This window comes from Cytobacillus firmus, from assembly GCF_023715565.1.
Classification (GTDB): Bacteria; Bacillota; Bacilli; order Bacillales; family Cytobacillaceae; genus Cytobacillus; species Cytobacillus firmus_C.
Genome location: NZ_JAMBOJ010000059.1, coordinates 1 through 15,884, shown reverse-complemented (window position 1 = coordinate 15,884; position 15,884 = coordinate 1). Strand labels below are relative to the sequence as shown.

At 33.8% G+C, this 15,884-nt stretch carries 20 protein-coding genes and 1 tRNA gene; 4 read left to right on the top strand and 17 right to left on the bottom strand.

The genetic code is table 11. The annotated features are described in order from the left end of the window. Positions 1-78 precede the first annotated feature (78 nt). From M3205_RS19845 to M3205_RS19835, 3 genes are all read left to right on the top strand, one after another. Positions 79-306 carry a helix-turn-helix transcriptional regulator gene (locus M3205_RS19845; protein WP_159866854.1) on the top strand — a complete coding sequence of 76 codons (228 nt, stop codon included), beginning with the start codon at positions 79-81 and terminating at the stop codon, positions 304-306. Continuing rightward, entirely contained in the window at positions 303-716 is a 414-nt protein-coding gene (locus tag M3205_RS19840; protein ID WP_251171456.1) for a hypothetical protein, read from the top strand. The genes M3205_RS19845 and M3205_RS19840 overlap by 4 nt, the downstream gene beginning before the upstream one ends. A 75-nt stretch (positions 717-791) precedes the next feature. Beyond that, positions 792-1,622 (top strand): hypothetical protein, encoded by an 831-nt coding sequence (locus M3205_RS19835; RefSeq protein ID WP_251171455.1) that lies wholly within the window; start codon positions 792-794, stop codon positions 1,620-1,622. A gap of 176 nt (positions 1,623-1,798) precedes the next feature. On the opposite strand, the gene M3205_RS19830 is transcribed toward M3205_RS19835, so the two are convergent. The 7 genes from M3205_RS19830 to M3205_RS19800 all read right to left on the bottom strand — a co-directional run bounded on the left by M3205_RS19830 (position 1,799) and on the right by M3205_RS19800 (position 5,516). Further along, the gene (locus M3205_RS19830) at positions 1,799-2,515 is read right to left on the bottom strand and encodes a class I SAM-dependent methyltransferase (protein WP_251171454.1); all 717 of its coding nucleotides are present in this window, start codon (positions 2,513-2,515) and stop codon (positions 1,799-1,801) included. 343 nt (positions 2,516-2,858) lie between these two features. Continuing rightward, complete coding sequence (locus M3205_RS19825; RefSeq protein WP_251171453.1) at positions 2,859-3,134, bottom strand: hypothetical protein; 276 nt, start codon at positions 3,132-3,134, stop codon at positions 2,859-2,861. Positions 3,135-3,164: 30 nt separating this feature from the next. After that, positions 3,165-3,235, bottom strand: a tRNA-Cys gene (locus M3205_RS19820). Positions 3,236-3,290: 55 nt separating this feature from the next. Beyond that, a complete protein-coding gene (locus M3205_RS19815; protein ID WP_159866839.1) occupies positions 3,291-3,491 on the bottom strand; it encodes a hypothetical protein in 201 nt (66 codons plus the stop codon). Beyond that, entirely contained in the window at positions 3,492-4,058 is a 567-nt protein-coding gene (locus M3205_RS19810; RefSeq protein WP_251171452.1) for a sigma-70 family RNA polymerase sigma factor, read from the bottom strand. It lies immediately after the preceding gene. A gap of 217 nt (positions 4,059-4,275) precedes the next feature. Further along, positions 4,276-5,205 carry a S8 family peptidase gene (locus tag M3205_RS19805; protein WP_251171451.1) on the bottom strand — a complete coding sequence of 310 codons (930 nt, stop codon included), beginning with the start codon at positions 5,203-5,205 and terminating at the stop codon, positions 4,276-4,278. 68 nt (positions 5,206-5,273) lie between these two features. Then, the gene (locus M3205_RS19800; protein ID WP_251171450.1) at positions 5,274-5,516 is read right to left on the bottom strand and encodes a glutaredoxin family protein; all 243 of its coding nucleotides are present in this window, start codon (positions 5,514-5,516) and stop codon (positions 5,274-5,276) included. A 503-nt stretch (positions 5,517-6,019) separates the two neighbouring features. Between M3205_RS19800 and M3205_RS25680 the strand changes: the two genes are divergently transcribed. Then, positions 6,020-6,142, top strand: a complete 123-nt coding sequence (locus M3205_RS25680; protein WP_285871436.1) for a hypothetical protein — start codon at positions 6,020-6,022, stop codon at positions 6,140-6,142. A 28-nt stretch (positions 6,143-6,170) separates the two neighbouring features. On the opposite strand, the gene M3205_RS19795 is transcribed toward M3205_RS25680, so the two are convergent. The 10 genes from M3205_RS19795 to M3205_RS25965 all read right to left on the bottom strand — a co-directional run. After that, positions 6,171-7,106: a transporter substrate-binding domain-containing protein gene (locus M3205_RS19795; RefSeq protein ID WP_251171449.1), complete on the bottom strand. Its 936-nt coding sequence runs from the start codon at positions 7,104-7,106 to the stop codon at positions 6,171-6,173. 919 nt (positions 7,107-8,025) lie between these two features. Beyond that, entirely contained in the window at positions 8,026-9,678 is a 1,653-nt protein-coding gene (locus M3205_RS19790) for an NlpC/P60 family protein (protein WP_251171448.1), read from the bottom strand. Between the two features lie 166 nt (positions 9,679-9,844). After that, positions 9,845-10,243, bottom strand: a complete 399-nt coding sequence (locus M3205_RS19785; RefSeq protein WP_251171447.1) for a hypothetical protein — start codon at positions 10,241-10,243, stop codon at positions 9,845-9,847. Positions 10,244-10,301: 58 nt separating this feature from the next. Beyond that, positions 10,302-10,529, bottom strand: coding sequence for a DUF2187 family protein (locus M3205_RS19780; protein ID WP_019380836.1), 228 nt, complete (start codon positions 10,527-10,529; stop codon positions 10,302-10,304). A 156-nt stretch (positions 10,530-10,685) separates the two neighbouring features. Beyond that, positions 10,686-11,585: a hypothetical protein gene (locus tag M3205_RS19775; RefSeq protein ID WP_251171446.1), complete on the bottom strand. Its 900-nt coding sequence runs from the start codon at positions 11,583-11,585 to the stop codon at positions 10,686-10,688. Positions 11,586-12,092: 507 nt separating this feature from the next. Next, positions 12,093-12,422 carry a hypothetical protein gene (locus M3205_RS19770; RefSeq protein ID WP_251171445.1) on the bottom strand — a complete coding sequence of 110 codons (330 nt, stop codon included), beginning with the start codon at positions 12,420-12,422 and terminating at the stop codon, positions 12,093-12,095. Between the two features lie 38 nt (positions 12,423-12,460). Then, positions 12,461-13,027, bottom strand: a complete 567-nt coding sequence (locus M3205_RS19765) for an EbsA family protein (RefSeq protein ID WP_251171444.1) — start codon at positions 13,025-13,027, stop codon at positions 12,461-12,463. 260 nt (positions 13,028-13,287) lie between these two features. Next, a complete protein-coding gene (locus M3205_RS19760) occupies positions 13,288-13,773 on the bottom strand; it encodes a hypothetical protein (RefSeq protein WP_251171443.1) in 486 nt (161 codons plus the stop codon). A gap of 6 nt (positions 13,774-13,779) precedes the next feature. Further along, the gene (locus M3205_RS19755) at positions 13,780-15,606 is read right to left on the bottom strand and encodes an ABC transporter ATP-binding protein (protein ID WP_251171442.1); all 1,827 of its coding nucleotides are present in this window, start codon (positions 15,604-15,606) and stop codon (positions 13,780-13,782) included. Positions 15,607-15,750: 144 nt separating this feature from the next. Continuing rightward, positions 15,751-15,884, bottom strand: a 134-nt coding sequence (locus tag M3205_RS25965) for a transposase (protein WP_396106107.1), incomplete at its 5' end; no start/stop codon positions are given.

The window sequence follows — 15,884 nt, the reverse complement described above, 5'->3', positions numbered from 1 at the left end:
TTATGTATATGATAATATACAAATTGGATAAGATAATATACAAAATGGATAAGATAATATACAAAAAGGTGATGAGTGATGAAAAGACCTATTGTTTATAACAATGTAAAGAAATACCGCGTTTTAATGGATATGACACAACAAGAATTAGCAGACAAGGCTCTTGTTCATCGTCAAACGATTGTTTCAATTGAAAACAAAAGTTATGCGCCATCAATTGAGGTAGCTTATGCAATTAGTATTGCAGTGGGAAAGGATATCAAGGAAGTATTTTACATTAAGGAAGAAGGAGATGTTTCAAAATGATGTTGAGAGTTCCAAGAATATTAAAAATGGTTGTTAGCTTAGTGTTTGTAGCATTGTTTACCTTTGTCGTATATAACTCTTTTGAGAGTGGTGACAACTTTAGAGGGATTATTTTCTCAGCTGCCATAATAGTCAGTGCCTATGTGTTAATCAAGGATATTGTTGTCGCTATTAAAGGGAACAGCTTGCTTAATAAAGAAGTGGTTATGGATCAGTTTATTATTGGAAGGATAAAAACCTCCTTAAGCTTATCTTATTTATACTTAATTGTTCATTTAAGTATTTCTCTTTATTCAAGTGATAGCCTTGCTGCTTTTAAAGATTCCGCAACTTTAGCTTTGTTCATAAGCTTTCTTGTGTTTATGCTCATTCAAATTTTCCAGGCTTTTATTTATCACAGTAGAGAATAGGTTTACTTCTAGAACATTCCCACCACTTTATTAAATGAGTTGCGAAACTCAAATATTTAATAAGGTGGTTTTAATATGGAACAAATTGTTGAATTATCAGTCGCTCAAAAATCGGAAGTAGCAAAACGGATCGACCAACGTTTAAACGGCAAACTCGGTCTGAACTTGAAGGTGTCTCACCCTATTAAAAGTTTTTCCGATGATCTTCAAGCTGTTCAAGTAGACTTATCTTTTAGAGAGTCTGATGGCGAAATTTTGGGAACTAAGTACACTCAAACTGTAATTCATAATGGTGAATCTGCTGAGTTGCAGTATACGGAAGCTCAGGATGTTTGGTTGTATCAACTTAATAAAATTGAAAGCAACAAAGATGTAATTGCACAAATGTATAAAAGATTTAAAGACTCAGAGGATTATGATGCTATCCTTACCTTTATTCAGAATGGAGGATACGATTTAGCTCTAGACAGTCAAAAAGTATTAAATGTAGAGCAATATTCCTTTGATGAAGAATCACAGCAATCTACTAAAAACTATATTCAGGCATGGACCGTTGATGTTATGGAAAAAGATGAAGTTATTGGAGCACTAGTGTTTGGTGAAAATGGAAACACTCTTATTAGGCTTTATAAAAATGAAGGTGTTGTGGTAATTAATGAAGCTACACCGGTAATTGTTCCTTTGGATTCTAAAGGGAAATGGAAAGCGTGTATGGCAGACTGTATTGGATGTGGCACTTGGCAGTCATGTGTTAGTGCCTACTCATGCTTAGGGGCTTGTGCCAGCTGCTTAAACCCAATTTCATGCGTATTTTGCCTAGTTTGTGCGATCGCTAGTTCTACGTGCTTGTGGAAATGCCGTATGTGTGTTGCTAATTCTGCAAGACCAGAAGAGTGCCCGGTTTAAACGAATTTGCAACATGAACGAAAGATTATTAATGGTAGGCTGTCGATAATGTTTCGGCAGCCTTCTTTTAGTACGTGATTAGGGACAATAAGTCGTTTAAAAATGTTAGCGCGTAACACCGACTCCAAAATGGAACGCTGTTAAAAAGTTGTTTAATTTTGAAAAGCCCACTTATATTATTTCACACTATGAAAAATAAATGATTTTGTTTCTTCAGTTGCTTGTTCAAACTCCCAATCACCATAAACTTGGATTTGTGAAAAGCCTACTTGTTGTAATGATTTATAGATTTCTTCTTGTGTTCGAAACTTTAGTTGCATTTTTTCATGAATTAACACTTCATCTGTTCGTGCATTTTTGACGATTTCATAAAACGTAAAAACATCTCCTACAAACCCTTCATATTCCGTCCAAATTTCAAGTGGGTCGCCGCTTACCTCATCCTTTGCAACATCGGGTGTCACATCTTTTTGCCATTGTTCCCACGCTTTTGCTAATGGGTTACGCGTATCAAAAATAAAATGTCCTCCAGGTTTTAATGCTCGATGTGCATTAGAAATGACTTGCTGCCAACTTTCGTCTGTAAGAAATACTTGTGCAACATTCGCTGTCATTATGGCAACATCAAACGTATTTGGTTGTAAATTCGAGCTATCGCCAACTATCCAAGTCACTTCGTCTGCAAACTCTTTACTTTTCGCCTTTTCAATCGCATCTACATTTGGGTCAATAGCTGTAATATGATAGCCAGCTTGTGCAAAATGGGTTGTTAACCTTCCTGTTCCACAACCTAAATCTGCTATTTCTTTAACATTTACTTTCTTTAAAAGTGCCAAGAAGAATTCATCGTCTTTTCCCCAGCCATTAATTTGATCATAAACTAATGGGATCATTTATTTACCTGCTTCCTATATTCATTTTCCCAACATTAAACTAGATTGGTTGCTGCCATTTTATTGACTAATTAAGTATCGATATATTCATTCTTCATTGTACAGATAAAATAAAATATGGAATATTTCCTTATCAAAATCAGACATATCATCATTTCTTTCACTTTTATTTAGGCCTAATTTTACCATATATGCTTAGTGAAAGGGTTCGTTAGTCATGAATGGATTTAGGATTTCTATACCCTAAAGGAGGGTATACAAGTTTCGGATCGGCCGAGTCCCGATGTGAGTAGGTTAAACAGAAAAAAACTTATTGAGAACTGTCTCAATAAGCTTTTTGAATTTATAAATTATCTAACATATTTCCCTTAATTGTTATTTGTTTAGGCCTGTTAGTACAACAACTGTGTAATTCAACATTATAAGTTTGTTCAATGGATTCTTTCATTTGTTTCAACTCTTTTGAGTACTCTAAACAAATATTTTGATAAAATTCTTTCTCTGATTTATTCGTACAAGCATCTATACACTTAGCAATCTTCAATAAGTCACTTTTGATACGATTCAACTTTTTAAATTCTATTTCAATTGTCTCAGTATCATTTTCAATCACTTTCATAAGTTATATTCACCTCATTATAGTATTTAGAGGTGACACCCGGATTTGAACCGGGGATAAAGGTTTTGCAGACCTTTGCCTTACCACTTGGCTATGCCACCACCGTTTTATATATAATAAAGTGAATCATACAAAAAGAAAGTAAACCGCCATATATTAAAAATTAACAAGATCCCAAAACTTTGGTGCTTTGTTAAATTGTATATTTCGATATTTTTCTATTAATTTTAATCTCATTTCCTGAGCTAAGTCTTCACGATCTTGAACTGCAGTTTGTAGTAAGGTTTTTCTTATTTTTGGTTCGAACAATACTAAAATTTCTTTTATTTCTTTAGTGCAACAATCTTCTTTAGTCATTTATAAATCACCCTCCATTAGTGTTTTTAACTTTTTTAAAGCTTTCTTATGGGTATTGGAAATATTTTGTGGTGAAGTTTGAAAGATATCTGCTATTTCCTTATTGGAAAGCTCTTTAACATATATCATTTCTAAAACTATTGCTTGTTTTTGTGTTAGCCTTTCTAAGGCTTCACACAATTTCTTATCTGAGATTTTTGATGAAAGGGTGTCGTCACCTTCATATAATGAGGGTGCAGCAGAATCAATTAGCATATCCTTCATGGTCGATCCTTCATTTGTTTCAGTTTTTAGAGGTTGGTCCAAGGTGAGCATAAAGCGGTTGTTTAATTTACGTAATTTTTTGTCGAAATCAATACCCATAAACTTAATCATACTACTAAAATAAGCCGTCCTTCTGACTCTCTCATAATATTCAGCAAAAGCATCTTCCACTAATCTTTTGTTTTCTTCTGTAAAGTCATAAATGGCTTTTTTGTATAATTCTCTATTCATTTCATTTTCCAAAAAGCCCTTAATCAAAGGATTTTTAATCTCTGTACTTTTTAACGGTAGCTTTTTGTCCATATAGCAGAATCCTCCATAAAAATACTATCACCTTTATATTGATATTATTTTTCCTCATCCTATAAAGTGATTCTTACCTATTAATTGTAAACCATTTTCGAACATATGTTCTATATTTTGGGTTAATTTGTAAATATTTATTTTTTTCTTCCATATATCAACTCAAGGTAGATTAGAAATATCTTCAAATTAAAAGAGTGACCCGGAGGCCACTCTTTTAAGTAGTTAATTGAATTAGTCCATTTCCAACCTGATTAAAAGAAAAATCTAATGGTTTTTTATGTTCCAGAAGGTACTGATACACAAGATAGGGAATCATCGGAGGGTTTAGATTATCTGGATCTATAATCTTTAAAATTAAGGCTGCTGCTCCGGCAACATAAGGGGCTGCCATAGATGTACCAGATAATTGTACATAGCGCCCGTTCAAATGTGTTGAAAGTACATCCTCACCAGGTGCCACAAAGTCAAGATTTACATTCGTATTTGAGAAAACAGATGGTCTGAAATCTCTTGTGATAGAACCGATTTGAATAACCTCTTTGTAGTATCCGGGATAAGAACGTTCAAAAGACTCGTCTTCACCGTCACCCTCATTACCAGCTGCTGAAACAAGCACAATCCCTTTTTGCCTAGCTTCTTTTATTGCTTTGTGCAGTAAATTGTTGGGCTCTTGTCCTCCTAAAGACATATTGATGATATTCACTCTTTCTCCATTAACACCAATCCAATGTGTCGCATAATGAATGGCTCGAATAAGATTTTCGTAACTTCCCAGCCCATTTCTGTCAATTACTTTTAGCGCTAAAATTTTGCTCTTTGGTGCCACACCGACAATTCCCTTTCCATTATCACTAGCGGCAATAATCCCAGCAACATGAGTTCCATGGCCTGTATAATCTTTAAAGACATTTGGACTATCATCTGCAGTAAAGTTATACCCGCTAATAATATTATCCTTTAAATCTGGATGTTCTTTTTCTACTCCTGTATCAATAGTTGCTACGATAATACCATCACCTTGTTTTGATTGAGACCAAACTTCTCTTGCCCTGATGATGTCTAAATTCTCAGGGATTGTACTAAGAGCTTCAAAAACAGTAATAATTTGTTGCGGTCCTAGAATCAAATTTTTATTATTTATCACATTTTTCACCCCTTTCCCTATAAAGTGAAAGAAGATTAATAAAAATAAAAAGCCGAATAAAATTCGGCTTAAAATAATGCTTCGGTTAACTCACCAATATTAAACCCTCTAATCTGAATAGTGTGGCCGGTATCTTCGTCCGTAACAAGAATTAGTGGGATTCCAGGTGTTTTATATTTCTGAAATTCTTCTTGTATTTCATTATTAGTGATATCTAATTCGGTATAAGATAATTGATGTTTTGCTAGCCAATCCTTAGTTGCACGACAATAACCGCAATAGTTAGCGGAATAGACAGTAATTTTTTTCACATTGGTCATCTCCTTATTTTTACTCTTCTTTAATACAAAGTGAAAGGAGATATACTTCTATAAATTATCTGAAGCTGCTTTTTTCACTAAACCTTTCTTTCATTTGTTAGAAAACATCCTCTATTCCGTAGGGAAGCATGTTCTCCCCTAGCCTATGCTTACGAAAGGAATGCGGGTTCGAATCCCGTCAGAGGCATCTCTTCATTTATCAACTAAAAAACAGGTGAAGCTTTTAAATGCTCCTCCTCCATAGGAATTCAACTTTCTTAGTTAAAGGTACCCTCTTTCTCGCTTTAGATAATTGGAGAATAATAGGGCCGTTTCTGTTCAGTTACAATAAAGATGTTTAATTTTTCCTTTATAATCACACAAACACCGTCCAGTTAACCTAGACGGTGTTTAAATAGTTGTTTAATATCTTTGTATTGTGAATTACATTGCTTAAATGAATAACTATAAAGTCTTTTAATAATCTAAATTTTATTCCATAAAAGCGCCCTTTAATGGAAAAGCGTTTTCCTGTTGTACTGGCAGCAACAATCACAGCTGAGGTTAAACCTGTAGTATTTCTGCTGCAAAATCACCCGTTTTATTCTGTCATCTCTTTTTCTAATAGAATAGCATAGGATATAGATGTCTGGCCTATCTTTTCTATTATACTCCCTTATTGTATATCCACTTTTCTTTTAATCGGTCAAATTCTCCATTGAGCTCCATCTCCTCCATCCAGAGATTAACCCAGTTCTGAAATACTGCATCCCCGCGATGCATAAGGTAGCCTTTTTGGCTTTTCGTGAACGTATTGTCCGTCAGAGCCGCGTAAAGCCTGGAATCCTGGCTTGCATAGTAGATGGCCTCAATGCTGTCGGTAATCATCACGTCTACTTTTTCTTCAGCAACCATGTTCGGAATATCCAGATTGTTTTCGATTACGACAACCCTTGCTTGTGTAATGTTGGCATTCACGAATTTTTGGTTGGTTCCCCCTGGGTTTACACCGATGGTGACATTTGGCTGGTCAATCGCTTCCAAACTTGTATATTTCTCTTTATCTTCCTGTCGTATTAAAGGAGCCTTTCCGTCATTTATATAAGGATGTGTTAAGTGTGCTGTTTTTTGCCGTTCTGTATTACGGCTGATTCCGCCAACCGCGATATCAAACTTATTTTTATGGAGATCCTCCATTAAGGTTGGCCAGGAAGTTTTAACGAAAGTGATTTTCACCCCAAGGTCTGCTGCCATTAATTTAGCCGCTTCGATATCATATCCTTCATACTCTTTTGTTTCCGGATTAAAGTACGTAAATGGCTTATAATCACCAGTTGTTCCTACCCGAATCACACCCTTCTTTAAAATATGGTCGAGCCTTGAGCCAATGACGAATGTATTGGCATTTTTATGTACTTCCCCTCCTGAAGCTTGGGCTACCTGTTTCACTGATACATAAGGCTTTCCATTTACAGTAACCGTGCTTAACGTCTTTCCATTTAACTCAAGCTGCTCGGTTATACTGTCGGCAAGTGACAGGCTTGTCCCTCCGGTAATCAATAATGCAAAAAGAGCAAATACGATGAGTACTTTTTTGGTCACAATGTTTCCCTCCTATTCATTTAGTTATGTCTATTATCTTTAGGAAGATAGATAAAGTAAATTTATTTTCCGAATTTTCAATAAAACAGTTCGTTTATACGAGGAAAATAGCCCCTTTATTATATAAACACAATATCATTTGGCCCTAAATAGCCTAATACCAGCGTAAGCGCTATAGATTGCATTAAACATTTTAAACGCTAAGTACTATACCAAGGTCAACATAAATTTCATATTAAAGATGTCATCCAAGTGTACTAGCTCCCCCACTTTCATTACCTGCTAAGATACCTAATAAACCTTGTGATTCAAATAGTTGTTTGGTACAATTTAGGAAAATTAAAGGTGTGAGATGGTGTCACTGTCCTATTTAATAACTGTAATCCCTCTTTTGATTATTGGTAGGTTCTTTTTAAGCATTGAAAATCTCCCATTCTTTGCAAAGTCCCTGCTTCCCCTGTTAATTATAATGCCCCTTTACTACTTAATTACATTGATTCCTGGAACTAATCGTAAAATCAAGAAAAGATATGGTACTCCGCTATTAGGCTTGATAATTGTAATTTTTTTACTCATAGGAAACTAAATTTAATAAAAGAAAAATTTATTGATACTCCATAAAGTTAAAGAATATAATACAAAAATGCCTCTGTAGCTCTAGAAGGGAAGAGCGCCGGAAAACATTGTAGAAACCGGGTCGCAAGGCAAGGGTTTCAGAAGCACCGAAAAGCAAATTAGCTGAGGCAGGTGAAATTCCTAGCCGGTGAAAGTCCGTAGGGAAGCGTGTTCTCCCCTAGCCTATGCTTACGAAAGGAGTGCGGGTTCGAATCCCGTCAGAGGCACCTCTTCATTTTTCAACTAAAAAACAGGTGAAGCTTTTAATTGCTCCTCCTGCTTTCTAACAACTATTTATACAATATTATTTTTTGGCGTAATCAATGCGTTTTACCCTATGATTAAATTTTTCTTTCCAGTAGCCATCATTCATATTTGCAATCGCTACTCCAGTAGAACTTTGAGCCCCTATAAAGTTCCCATCACCTAAATATATACCCACGTGGCCATCCTTTTTGTATGTGTCAAAGAATACGAGATCACCCGGCTGCATATCCTCTACCTTAATGGTAGTACCTAAGTGTTTCAGTGTTTCAGTGCTGACAGATGTTAACTCCCCTAATTTAACACCGACCTGAGAAAATGCCCAATGGACAAAGCTGGAACAATCGAATCTTCCCATTTTAATATCGTTTTGGTTTCTGCCACCCCCAAAGACATAGACTGAGTTATTGATCCACCGGTTACCTATAGTAGTGACCTCATTGTTTGCAACAGCAGTTATATTGATTTCACCATCTTCACTAACCTTTATGCTGTTTTTGTATACTTCTGCTTGTGCAATAACCTTATCAACATACCAATCAGCATGGTTATAGTGCCATATCGCCTTTCTCACATCTTTTTTGAATCCATGACTAGCAAGATATTTAGCTGCAGAGGCCACGCTATCAGCGATGCTCCAAGGGCTTGCTATACCGTCATTATCTGCATCTACTCCGTACCCAGATCCCGTTTTAATTAGGGTTATATCCGTTATATCAATGTCTGGGGCTACTAGCCCGCCGCTTGTTTCATATTTATGACCTACCCAAGTTGCCGGCATGAACTGCATGTGACCGACTGCTCCTACTGATGACATCATTGTTGGGTGTCTAGAAAAATCAGTTTCTATTCCATGTAGGGAGGCCAAGTAGTACCAAGGAATCCCATATTCATGTTCAGCATGTAGATAGTACTTCATGTATTCAGGAGGAACCTGGCCTTTAGGAGACGATGGAACAAAAATTGATGTGCTAGATTTACCAACTTGCCAATCTCCTAAATTCCCATTCTTCCGTGCTTTTTCATTTTCAATCGCCTTTTTAATACTTGTTTTTTGTTTAGATAGCATTTCGCTTTCTTTTTCCAAGGTTTCTTTAGCTTCATGATTTTGTTTTTCCTTAATTTCTAATTCCGAAAGAAGCATATCTTTCTCAGCTATTTGCTCGCTTAAAAGTTCAGCCATACCCCTTAGTTCGAGTTCCAGGCTTTGTTGCTTTTTTAATTTAGATGTAATTGCTTCTTCTTTCTCTATTAACAGATTAAGTGTTTCAGTTTCAGTTATAATCTGTTTGGTCGTTTCCAATGCTGAAGGAATCGGTTGGATCCTTTGGTGAGTTGGCAAAAGTGTTGAATCATAAGTTGGAATTATAGAAACTCTGTCTTGCAGGGGCTTGATATTTAGTTTCAGCTCTTGAATTTCAGTTTCTAGTCGAAAGCTCTCCTCTCTAGCTTCTTTTATCTTCGCGCGGTTATCTAATATGGCCGTTTTTAATCTTTCGATATGATTCTTTAAAACGGCCTTCTCATTTTGAAATTGATTAATGGTGCTATCCATTTTAACTATTTGCTGCTGTATACCTTCAATTTGGTTCTCAATCCTAGAAACAGTACTGTTTGTTTCGGCAAGGACAGGACCCGGGAGACTGCCTACTCCTATAACAAGGGCAGCTGATAATGTTGCTAACCTTTTCATGACTTACCTCCAAACAAAAAACCCCCAAGAGACACAGTAAGGTGGTTACTGCGTACTCTTGGGGGATTCCCATTTTATAGTTTAATATTCTATTAAATATATCATAGCGTAAATTACATCCACCTACAAGATTGGTCCTTTTGGAATGATGTTAAGATCGAGAGTATTATAGTCTTGTCCATAAGTCTATATTTTGGAGAGAGAGATCAATTTTGGGTGGGTGCTTAATCCCTCTAATATTTATAAGGAAATGTTGTAGATGCTTTATATCTTTAATGGTTTGTTTAAGAGTAACGTCTTTGAACTCTTTCTTTGCATTTTGCATTATATACTTGATAAGACAATCAGTATCTATAAAATCAATGCTTTTGAGATTCGAGTATTGTATAAGGAAAAAATATATTCTCTCTAAGGACTCATACATTGTTCGGGGAATAGATGAATTATTCAATTCGAGCTGCAGCCTTATCCATTTTCTCCTGTGAATTTCTTTTAAATTTACGATTTCAGTATTCTCGTTAGTTCTTTTATGATCTAAATGATCAATCTGTTTTTTCAGTTCCACAATTGCCTCCAAAAACGCAAATTCATAATCCTATTAAAATATCATAATGTGATGTTTTTTAATTGTGAAATCTTTTAGCTGGTTTCAACACACAGTAGTTTTTATGAGCAACCACAGTGTTGTTATTTTCGTAACCTAAACACTCCTTAGAATCATTTGAAATTACCACAAGGACACTGTTGTCCTGTACTTTATAAACTATTCCTTCATGCTCCTTTCCTTGTCTTGTGAATAAGATTTCTTCACCGACTTGTGCCTTCGATTTTCTATCTAATTTTTTTATCATCTTTATCCTCCTATAATTTATCCTCGTTTTAAATACAAAAAAAGAGAACCCACAATTACAGAATGAGGTTAATACATTCTGTAATGTGGGTTCTCCCATTAGATATGTTTAATTAAAACTAGATTACCATATATCTAATAAAGGATAAAACAATAATTACTTACTAATTGTCTTGAGCCTCAGTTTTAATAAGGAAATTGAATCTTGGGCCCGTTTATTGACCGCTTGGTAACGCTGATTCTCATTATCTCTAATTTTTGCATATTGGTCTTGCAATTTATTGCTCTGCAGCTGGTATTCTTTATTCAAAGCATCCATTTTAGCGCGGTACCCTTTATCACTTAAATTATTTTTTATTTTCATGATTTCTGTATCTAATTTGTTGATAAAATATTCGCGCTCTAAAATTTGAGCAGAGATTTTATTTGTTTCTTTTTCGGCTACTGCATAATCCTGAATACTATCCACTTTATTATTTTTATACTCATTGACTAGTACAATAGCATTTTGTACCTCTTCAACACCAGTAGTCTTACGAACCTTAGTGCCCTTATCTTTCATCACTTTATCGTTTTGTGAAGTCATTGATTTAATTTTGCTTCTCTCTCTTGCGAAATCAGTCTGTATTTTCTGTGCTTGAAGCTTAAACTCTTCTCCGGCTCTTACTCTTGCTTGCTCAAACTTCCTATGGGCTTCATCAAGTTTTTGTTTCGCTAATTGAGGATTTTTAGTTCTTAATTGATTGAACTCTGCTTTTGCTCTTTCAAGATTTACTTCAGCGTCTTTTACTTTCGCAAGTTTTTGAATCTCTGCAAGTTCGATCTGGAATTTGTTCATTTCACCCGCTTTTTTAGTACCAATATTAATATTTTCCCAGGTTGCTTTTTGAAACTCATCAAATGCTGCTACCTCGGTTTTTATTAGGCTGGTACTAATTTCAACTACTCCTAAGTTACTTGATAAATTTGAGGCAGCAGAAGCTCCTGTTGGTAATGCTGCGGCTCCACTAAGAGTTATTGCGAAAGCCAAAGTAATGCTCAATAATTTCTTTTTCATGTTCTTATTTCCTCCCTTTAAGGTTAGGAGTAGAGTTTTAACTCCTCTTTTCATCATAAGAACACTAAGAATTTTCACTGTAGAATTTCACAATAAAATTTTCTTGGTATTAAAAAAAGCCGACCAAGAGGTCAGCAAAATTGGTATTTAACACACTAGCAGTTCTGGAAAAGATAACTGCCTGCTTTTTATTTCTTCAAGTCCTAATAAAAACTGAATATTTTGTTTGATTATATATATTGTGGACATTGATTCAGGAGCATTAATCCGCTCGCCATTTGAAAGATATATCTTGTTTCCCCCTTCCCACTTTCTTGCATTAAGAAAGCTTGTGGAGTCTGCAGAGAATAGATTAAACTCCAGGAGCATTTCATCTGCTAAGCCTAATCCATGAAAAAAACACTAGGGTGTCTCTTTGTTACTTGATCGAGTATATCCCTAACAATATGTTTTCTGCTGCTTAGAAAAGGTACACAACCGCCTAATCCAATTATCTCAGGCTCTTCCTCAACCCAATTGATCCAAAGCCTCTAAAGAGTCTGTAATCTGCCAAACCGGAAAGATGTTAGCATCTGTAAGCTCTTTTAATCTTCCATAGTTTACTTTAGTCTGTTCTGGATCTCCAATACAATCTAATGGGAAAAAACCTAGTATTCGTTTGTTCCTCTTATGAGAGTTTATGAATTGATCGTATCCCTCTAAAGTCATTTCATCCAACTTTTCATTATCGAATAAATTACTTTGTTGCAATAATTGCTTTAATGTCTTTCTATTCTTATTAAAGATAGAAAAGGCACCGCTATCTAAAACACAATATAAATCATAAATATCAAACATCTGAAGGCATCGAATGGCATTTGAACTTCAAGTACAATTTACTCTAAGTCTCTATAATTAAAATTTATATTATTATTCCTTAATAATTGAGTAAACTCATGCCTTTTTGAGAACCACTTACTATCAATTGAGTAAATATATACTTTATCATTCTCAAAGGTAAATTCTATCTTACTGGGATGACCGTTTTTATTTAATTGAGTTACATTCTCTACACTTTCCCACGGATAAAATTGCTCATTAAAAGTAACCCATCTATTTATGTGTAAACCATCCTTATCAAAAGAAGTATAATTATAAAAGGAAAGTAAGAGTAGAACTGTACTGAGCAGAATTACTAAAGCACCAATACTCTTTATTAACTTTGAAGTATAGTTAATTATTAAAGCTAACCCAATTGTTAATATTACCAAGCTAAGTGAAAATATAATATTGGAGGTTATTGGGGTGCTAAATATTAAGTAAGTATTAGGGTGAAATATTGCCTCCTGAACAAGGATAATAATAATAAAGCTTAATGGAAAGCCTCCTATTAAAAAAAATAATCCGACTACAAACAGTTTTAAATTGTGTTCACTAGAAAAGTTTTTTAATATAGTTGCCATATTAAACCTCCTTAAGTTTACTTAATCCATATATACGTGATTATCAAACGGTTATAATCATATCCATTAGAATTCTATTGAGTAGTCAAGCCTTAGAATTAAATTTAAAGTCCATTTTCTGAAAAAAATCACGTCACAAATGCATTAGTAGTATTAAGTATTAGAATTTGTAATAGTATATTTTTATAACGCTAGCTAAAAACCTTGAAAGCTTTTAAGCAACCAAAATGTTCTTGTTCATTTCCACACTAATTAATGTATTATATTATTTCAAACTCAACTCCGAGTGGAACCAATTCAAATATACTACTCTTTATTACCTCTACCTCAAGGGGGGTTAATTTAATATGACTAGGAATCCATAGGTATAGGATTGAGTTTTCAATTTTAAAAATATCGATTTCATATTCAGGGAAAACAATATCCAGCGCATTTTTAAAATTTCCAGGCGTAAAAGTAAGACTTTTATCCACTACCTTTAAAATGCGGTGGAAAATTTGTACATTTTCTTCAGTTTTATTAAATTCGAATCTTTTATTCCTTTTGGTTATCCTTATATTTAAATGTGTCAAATTACAAGAAATTATATATTCCTTAAGATCATTCTGGATTATGCTTAAGTCAATAGTCTCATTTAAAAAAATTATATCTATAAAATTATTTTTTTGTGTTTTAATACATATATCATATGTCATATTATATTTTTCATATAAGAACTTCCTAAGATGCTGTTTACATCCAATCATAAAAAATCACCCTCTAATACTTTCTTCTAAGTGAATTGTAGAAACCTGTGATTTATAAAGCTTTGCATATTCTCCTTTTAACTCTAACAACTCTTTATGTGTTCCTTCTTCAATGATTTTTCCCTTATCAATAACAATTATATTACTAGCATAATTTATTGTTGAAAGCCTATGCGTAATAAAAATACCAATTTTGCCTCTTACCAATTCATTATATTTTCCAAAGATTTCTTTTTCGACAATAGGATCCATAGCTGAACTAGGTTCATCAAGAATGTACATGTCACCTTCCCTAAAGAAGCACCTAGCAAGGGCAATTTTTTGCCATTGTCCACCAGATAATTGTGTACCATTAAGAAACCATTTGCCTAATTGTTTATCCAGATTATCTTCATGGAATGAAGCTAAATCTAATGCTTTAATTATTTTGTTATCATTTTCTATAAATTCTAATTTACCGAAACCTATATTTTCTCTTAAAGACATTTCATAGCATTCAAAGTCTTGGAATAGTATACCAATTTTCTTCCTAAAATGTTCGACATCAATTTCATCTATTGGGATATTGTTAATTAATATTTCTCCTTTTTCTATCTCATATAATAATGAAATTATTTTAATTAGTGTACTTTTACCTGATCCATTTCTTCCTACAATGGTGATATTACTCCCTTTTTCTATTTTGAAGTTAATATTCTTTAATATGTATTCATTACTTTTAGGGTACTTAAACCATACTCCTTTTAATTCAATTGATTCTAATGTTTTAATTTGAATTTTATTTTTATTTTCTTTTGAATCGGAATTTATCCTCAAGTCCAGAAAATTAAACAATTGCTCAATATAAAGGTTATGTTCACAGAGATTTATAAGTTTGCTACTTAAACTTTGAGAACTAGTAATTTTCAGAATTAATGCTTGGATTATGCCTACACCTATTCCTATTAAAATATTCTTTTCGATAATTGAGTAGAGGACATATAAAAAGAGGAAAGAGAACACTAAAAAATTCAGAAAGTTAAAGCAGATGGAATAAATTAATCTTTTCCTAGCGATTCTTACATCTTCAAAATAAAAATTAGAAATTATGGTCCAAAATTTGTTAAGTATATAGTTTCCGAGGTTATATACCTTTATTTCTTTAAAACTTCTGTCGCGGGTTAATATTAGACCTAAATACCATGAAAGCCGATGATCATGCGCCCTCTTCCAAATCACCCTAAATTCTTCTTTAGCCAATCCTAATGTAAGGAAAAAAGACAACGCAGGTATTAACATAACCAGGAATGCTACCCACCATTTCCAACTAGCTAAAAATACGAATGTTGAAATAATTGTTATTAACTCAACTATTATAACCGTGATATTTTGAAGTATTTGATAGGTTCTATGTCCAGATTCTTGTTGAGATCTATGTAATTTATCTTGTATATTAGGGTTTTCAAAATCTTGTAGTTCTAAGGTATTTGCTTTTGATAAGATTAATAAACTAGTTTTATTACTTAATAGTTTTTGGAAGATTCCATGGTAATAGGCATTAACCGCTTCAAGTAGGTATAAGCCTCCCCTTACACTTAAAAATAAAACTATCGGTATTATTAATAACTCTCTATCACTATCCATAATCTCTAGGCTTACTATCAATTCTTGTAAAGTAAATACAGATAGTATAGGCAGTACACCTAATGTTATTTGTAATATTAAAACTAATAAGAATATTTTTCTATCCGTACTCCATAACAAAGCAAAGATTCTTGGCCAAAAGGAGAATGCTTTAAATATGCTCTTAATACTTATTTCATTAACATTATTTATATCATCATTAAAATTCATTATTCACCTTTATTTTCAAATCAAATTTATTTGTAGCTCTATAATGGGGCTGGGACAAAACTAGCTTCAGATAGTAAGAAAGGTGAATTTGAGTGCGCTCAAATTCACCTTTCTCTTATTTCAGGGTATTAATTCTTTAAATTCTTATTTTTTGGCAGTGAATTTCCTTAAATTCACTGCCATTAACGCGAGACCCATTTCGTTTTCCGCCTTCAATTTTCCGCGTACAGAAAACCGGGTGAAACGCAAATTAGCCTTCAAGAATCCAAAAACTGGTT

Bases quoted from the DNA above. Each gene is read 5' to 3' on its own strand.
- M3205_RS19815 (WP_159866839.1), bottom strand. From the start codon at position 3,491: ATGACTAAAGAAGATTGTTGCACTAAAGAAATAAAAGAAATTTTAGTA.
- M3205_RS19780 (WP_019380836.1), bottom strand. From the start codon at position 10,529: ATGATAAAAAAATTAGATAGAAAATCGAAGGCACAAGTCGGTGAAGAA.
- M3205_RS19770 (WP_251171445.1), bottom strand. From the start codon at position 12,422: ATGTTTGATATTTATGATTTATATTGTGTTTTAGATAGCGGTGCCTTT.
- M3205_RS19825 (WP_251171453.1), bottom strand. From the start codon at position 3,134: ATGAAAGTGATTGAAAATGATACTGAGACAATTGAAATAGAATTTAAA.
- M3205_RS19775 (WP_251171446.1), bottom strand. From the start codon at position 11,585: ATGAAAAAGAAATTATTGAGCATTACTTTGGCTTTCGCAATAACTCTT.
- M3205_RS19845 (WP_159866854.1), top strand. From the start codon at position 79: ATGAAAAGACCTATTGTTTATAACAATGTAAAGAAATACCGCGTTTTA.
- M3205_RS25680 (WP_285871436.1), top strand. From the start codon at position 6,020: ATGGAAAAGCGTTTTCCTGTTGTACTGGCAGCAACAATCACAGCTGAG.
- M3205_RS19755 (WP_251171442.1), bottom strand. From the start codon at position 15,606: ATGAATTTTAATGATGATATAAATAATGTTAATGAAATAAGTATTAAG.
- M3205_RS19830 (WP_251171454.1), bottom strand. From the start codon at position 2,515: ATGATCCCATTAGTTTATGATCAAATTAATGGCTGGGGAAAAGACGAT.
- M3205_RS19835 (WP_251171455.1), top strand. From the start codon at position 792: ATGGAACAAATTGTTGAATTATCAGTCGCTCAAAAATCGGAAGTAGCA.
- M3205_RS19790 (WP_251171448.1), bottom strand. From the start codon at position 9,678: ATGAAAAGGTTAGCAACATTATCAGCTGCCCTTGTTATAGGAGTAGGC.
- M3205_RS19810 (WP_251171452.1), bottom strand. From the start codon at position 4,058: ATGGACAAAAAGCTACCGTTAAAAAGTACAGAGATTAAAAATCCTTTG.
- M3205_RS19840 (WP_251171456.1), top strand. From the start codon at position 303: ATGATGTTGAGAGTTCCAAGAATATTAAAAATGGTTGTTAGCTTAGTG.
- M3205_RS19765 (WP_251171444.1), bottom strand. From the start codon at position 13,027: ATGGCAACTATATTAAAAAACTTTTCTAGTGAACACAATTTAAAACTG.
- M3205_RS19760 (WP_251171443.1), bottom strand. From the start codon at position 13,773: ATGATTGGATGTAAACAGCATCTTAGGAAGTTCTTATATGAAAAATAT.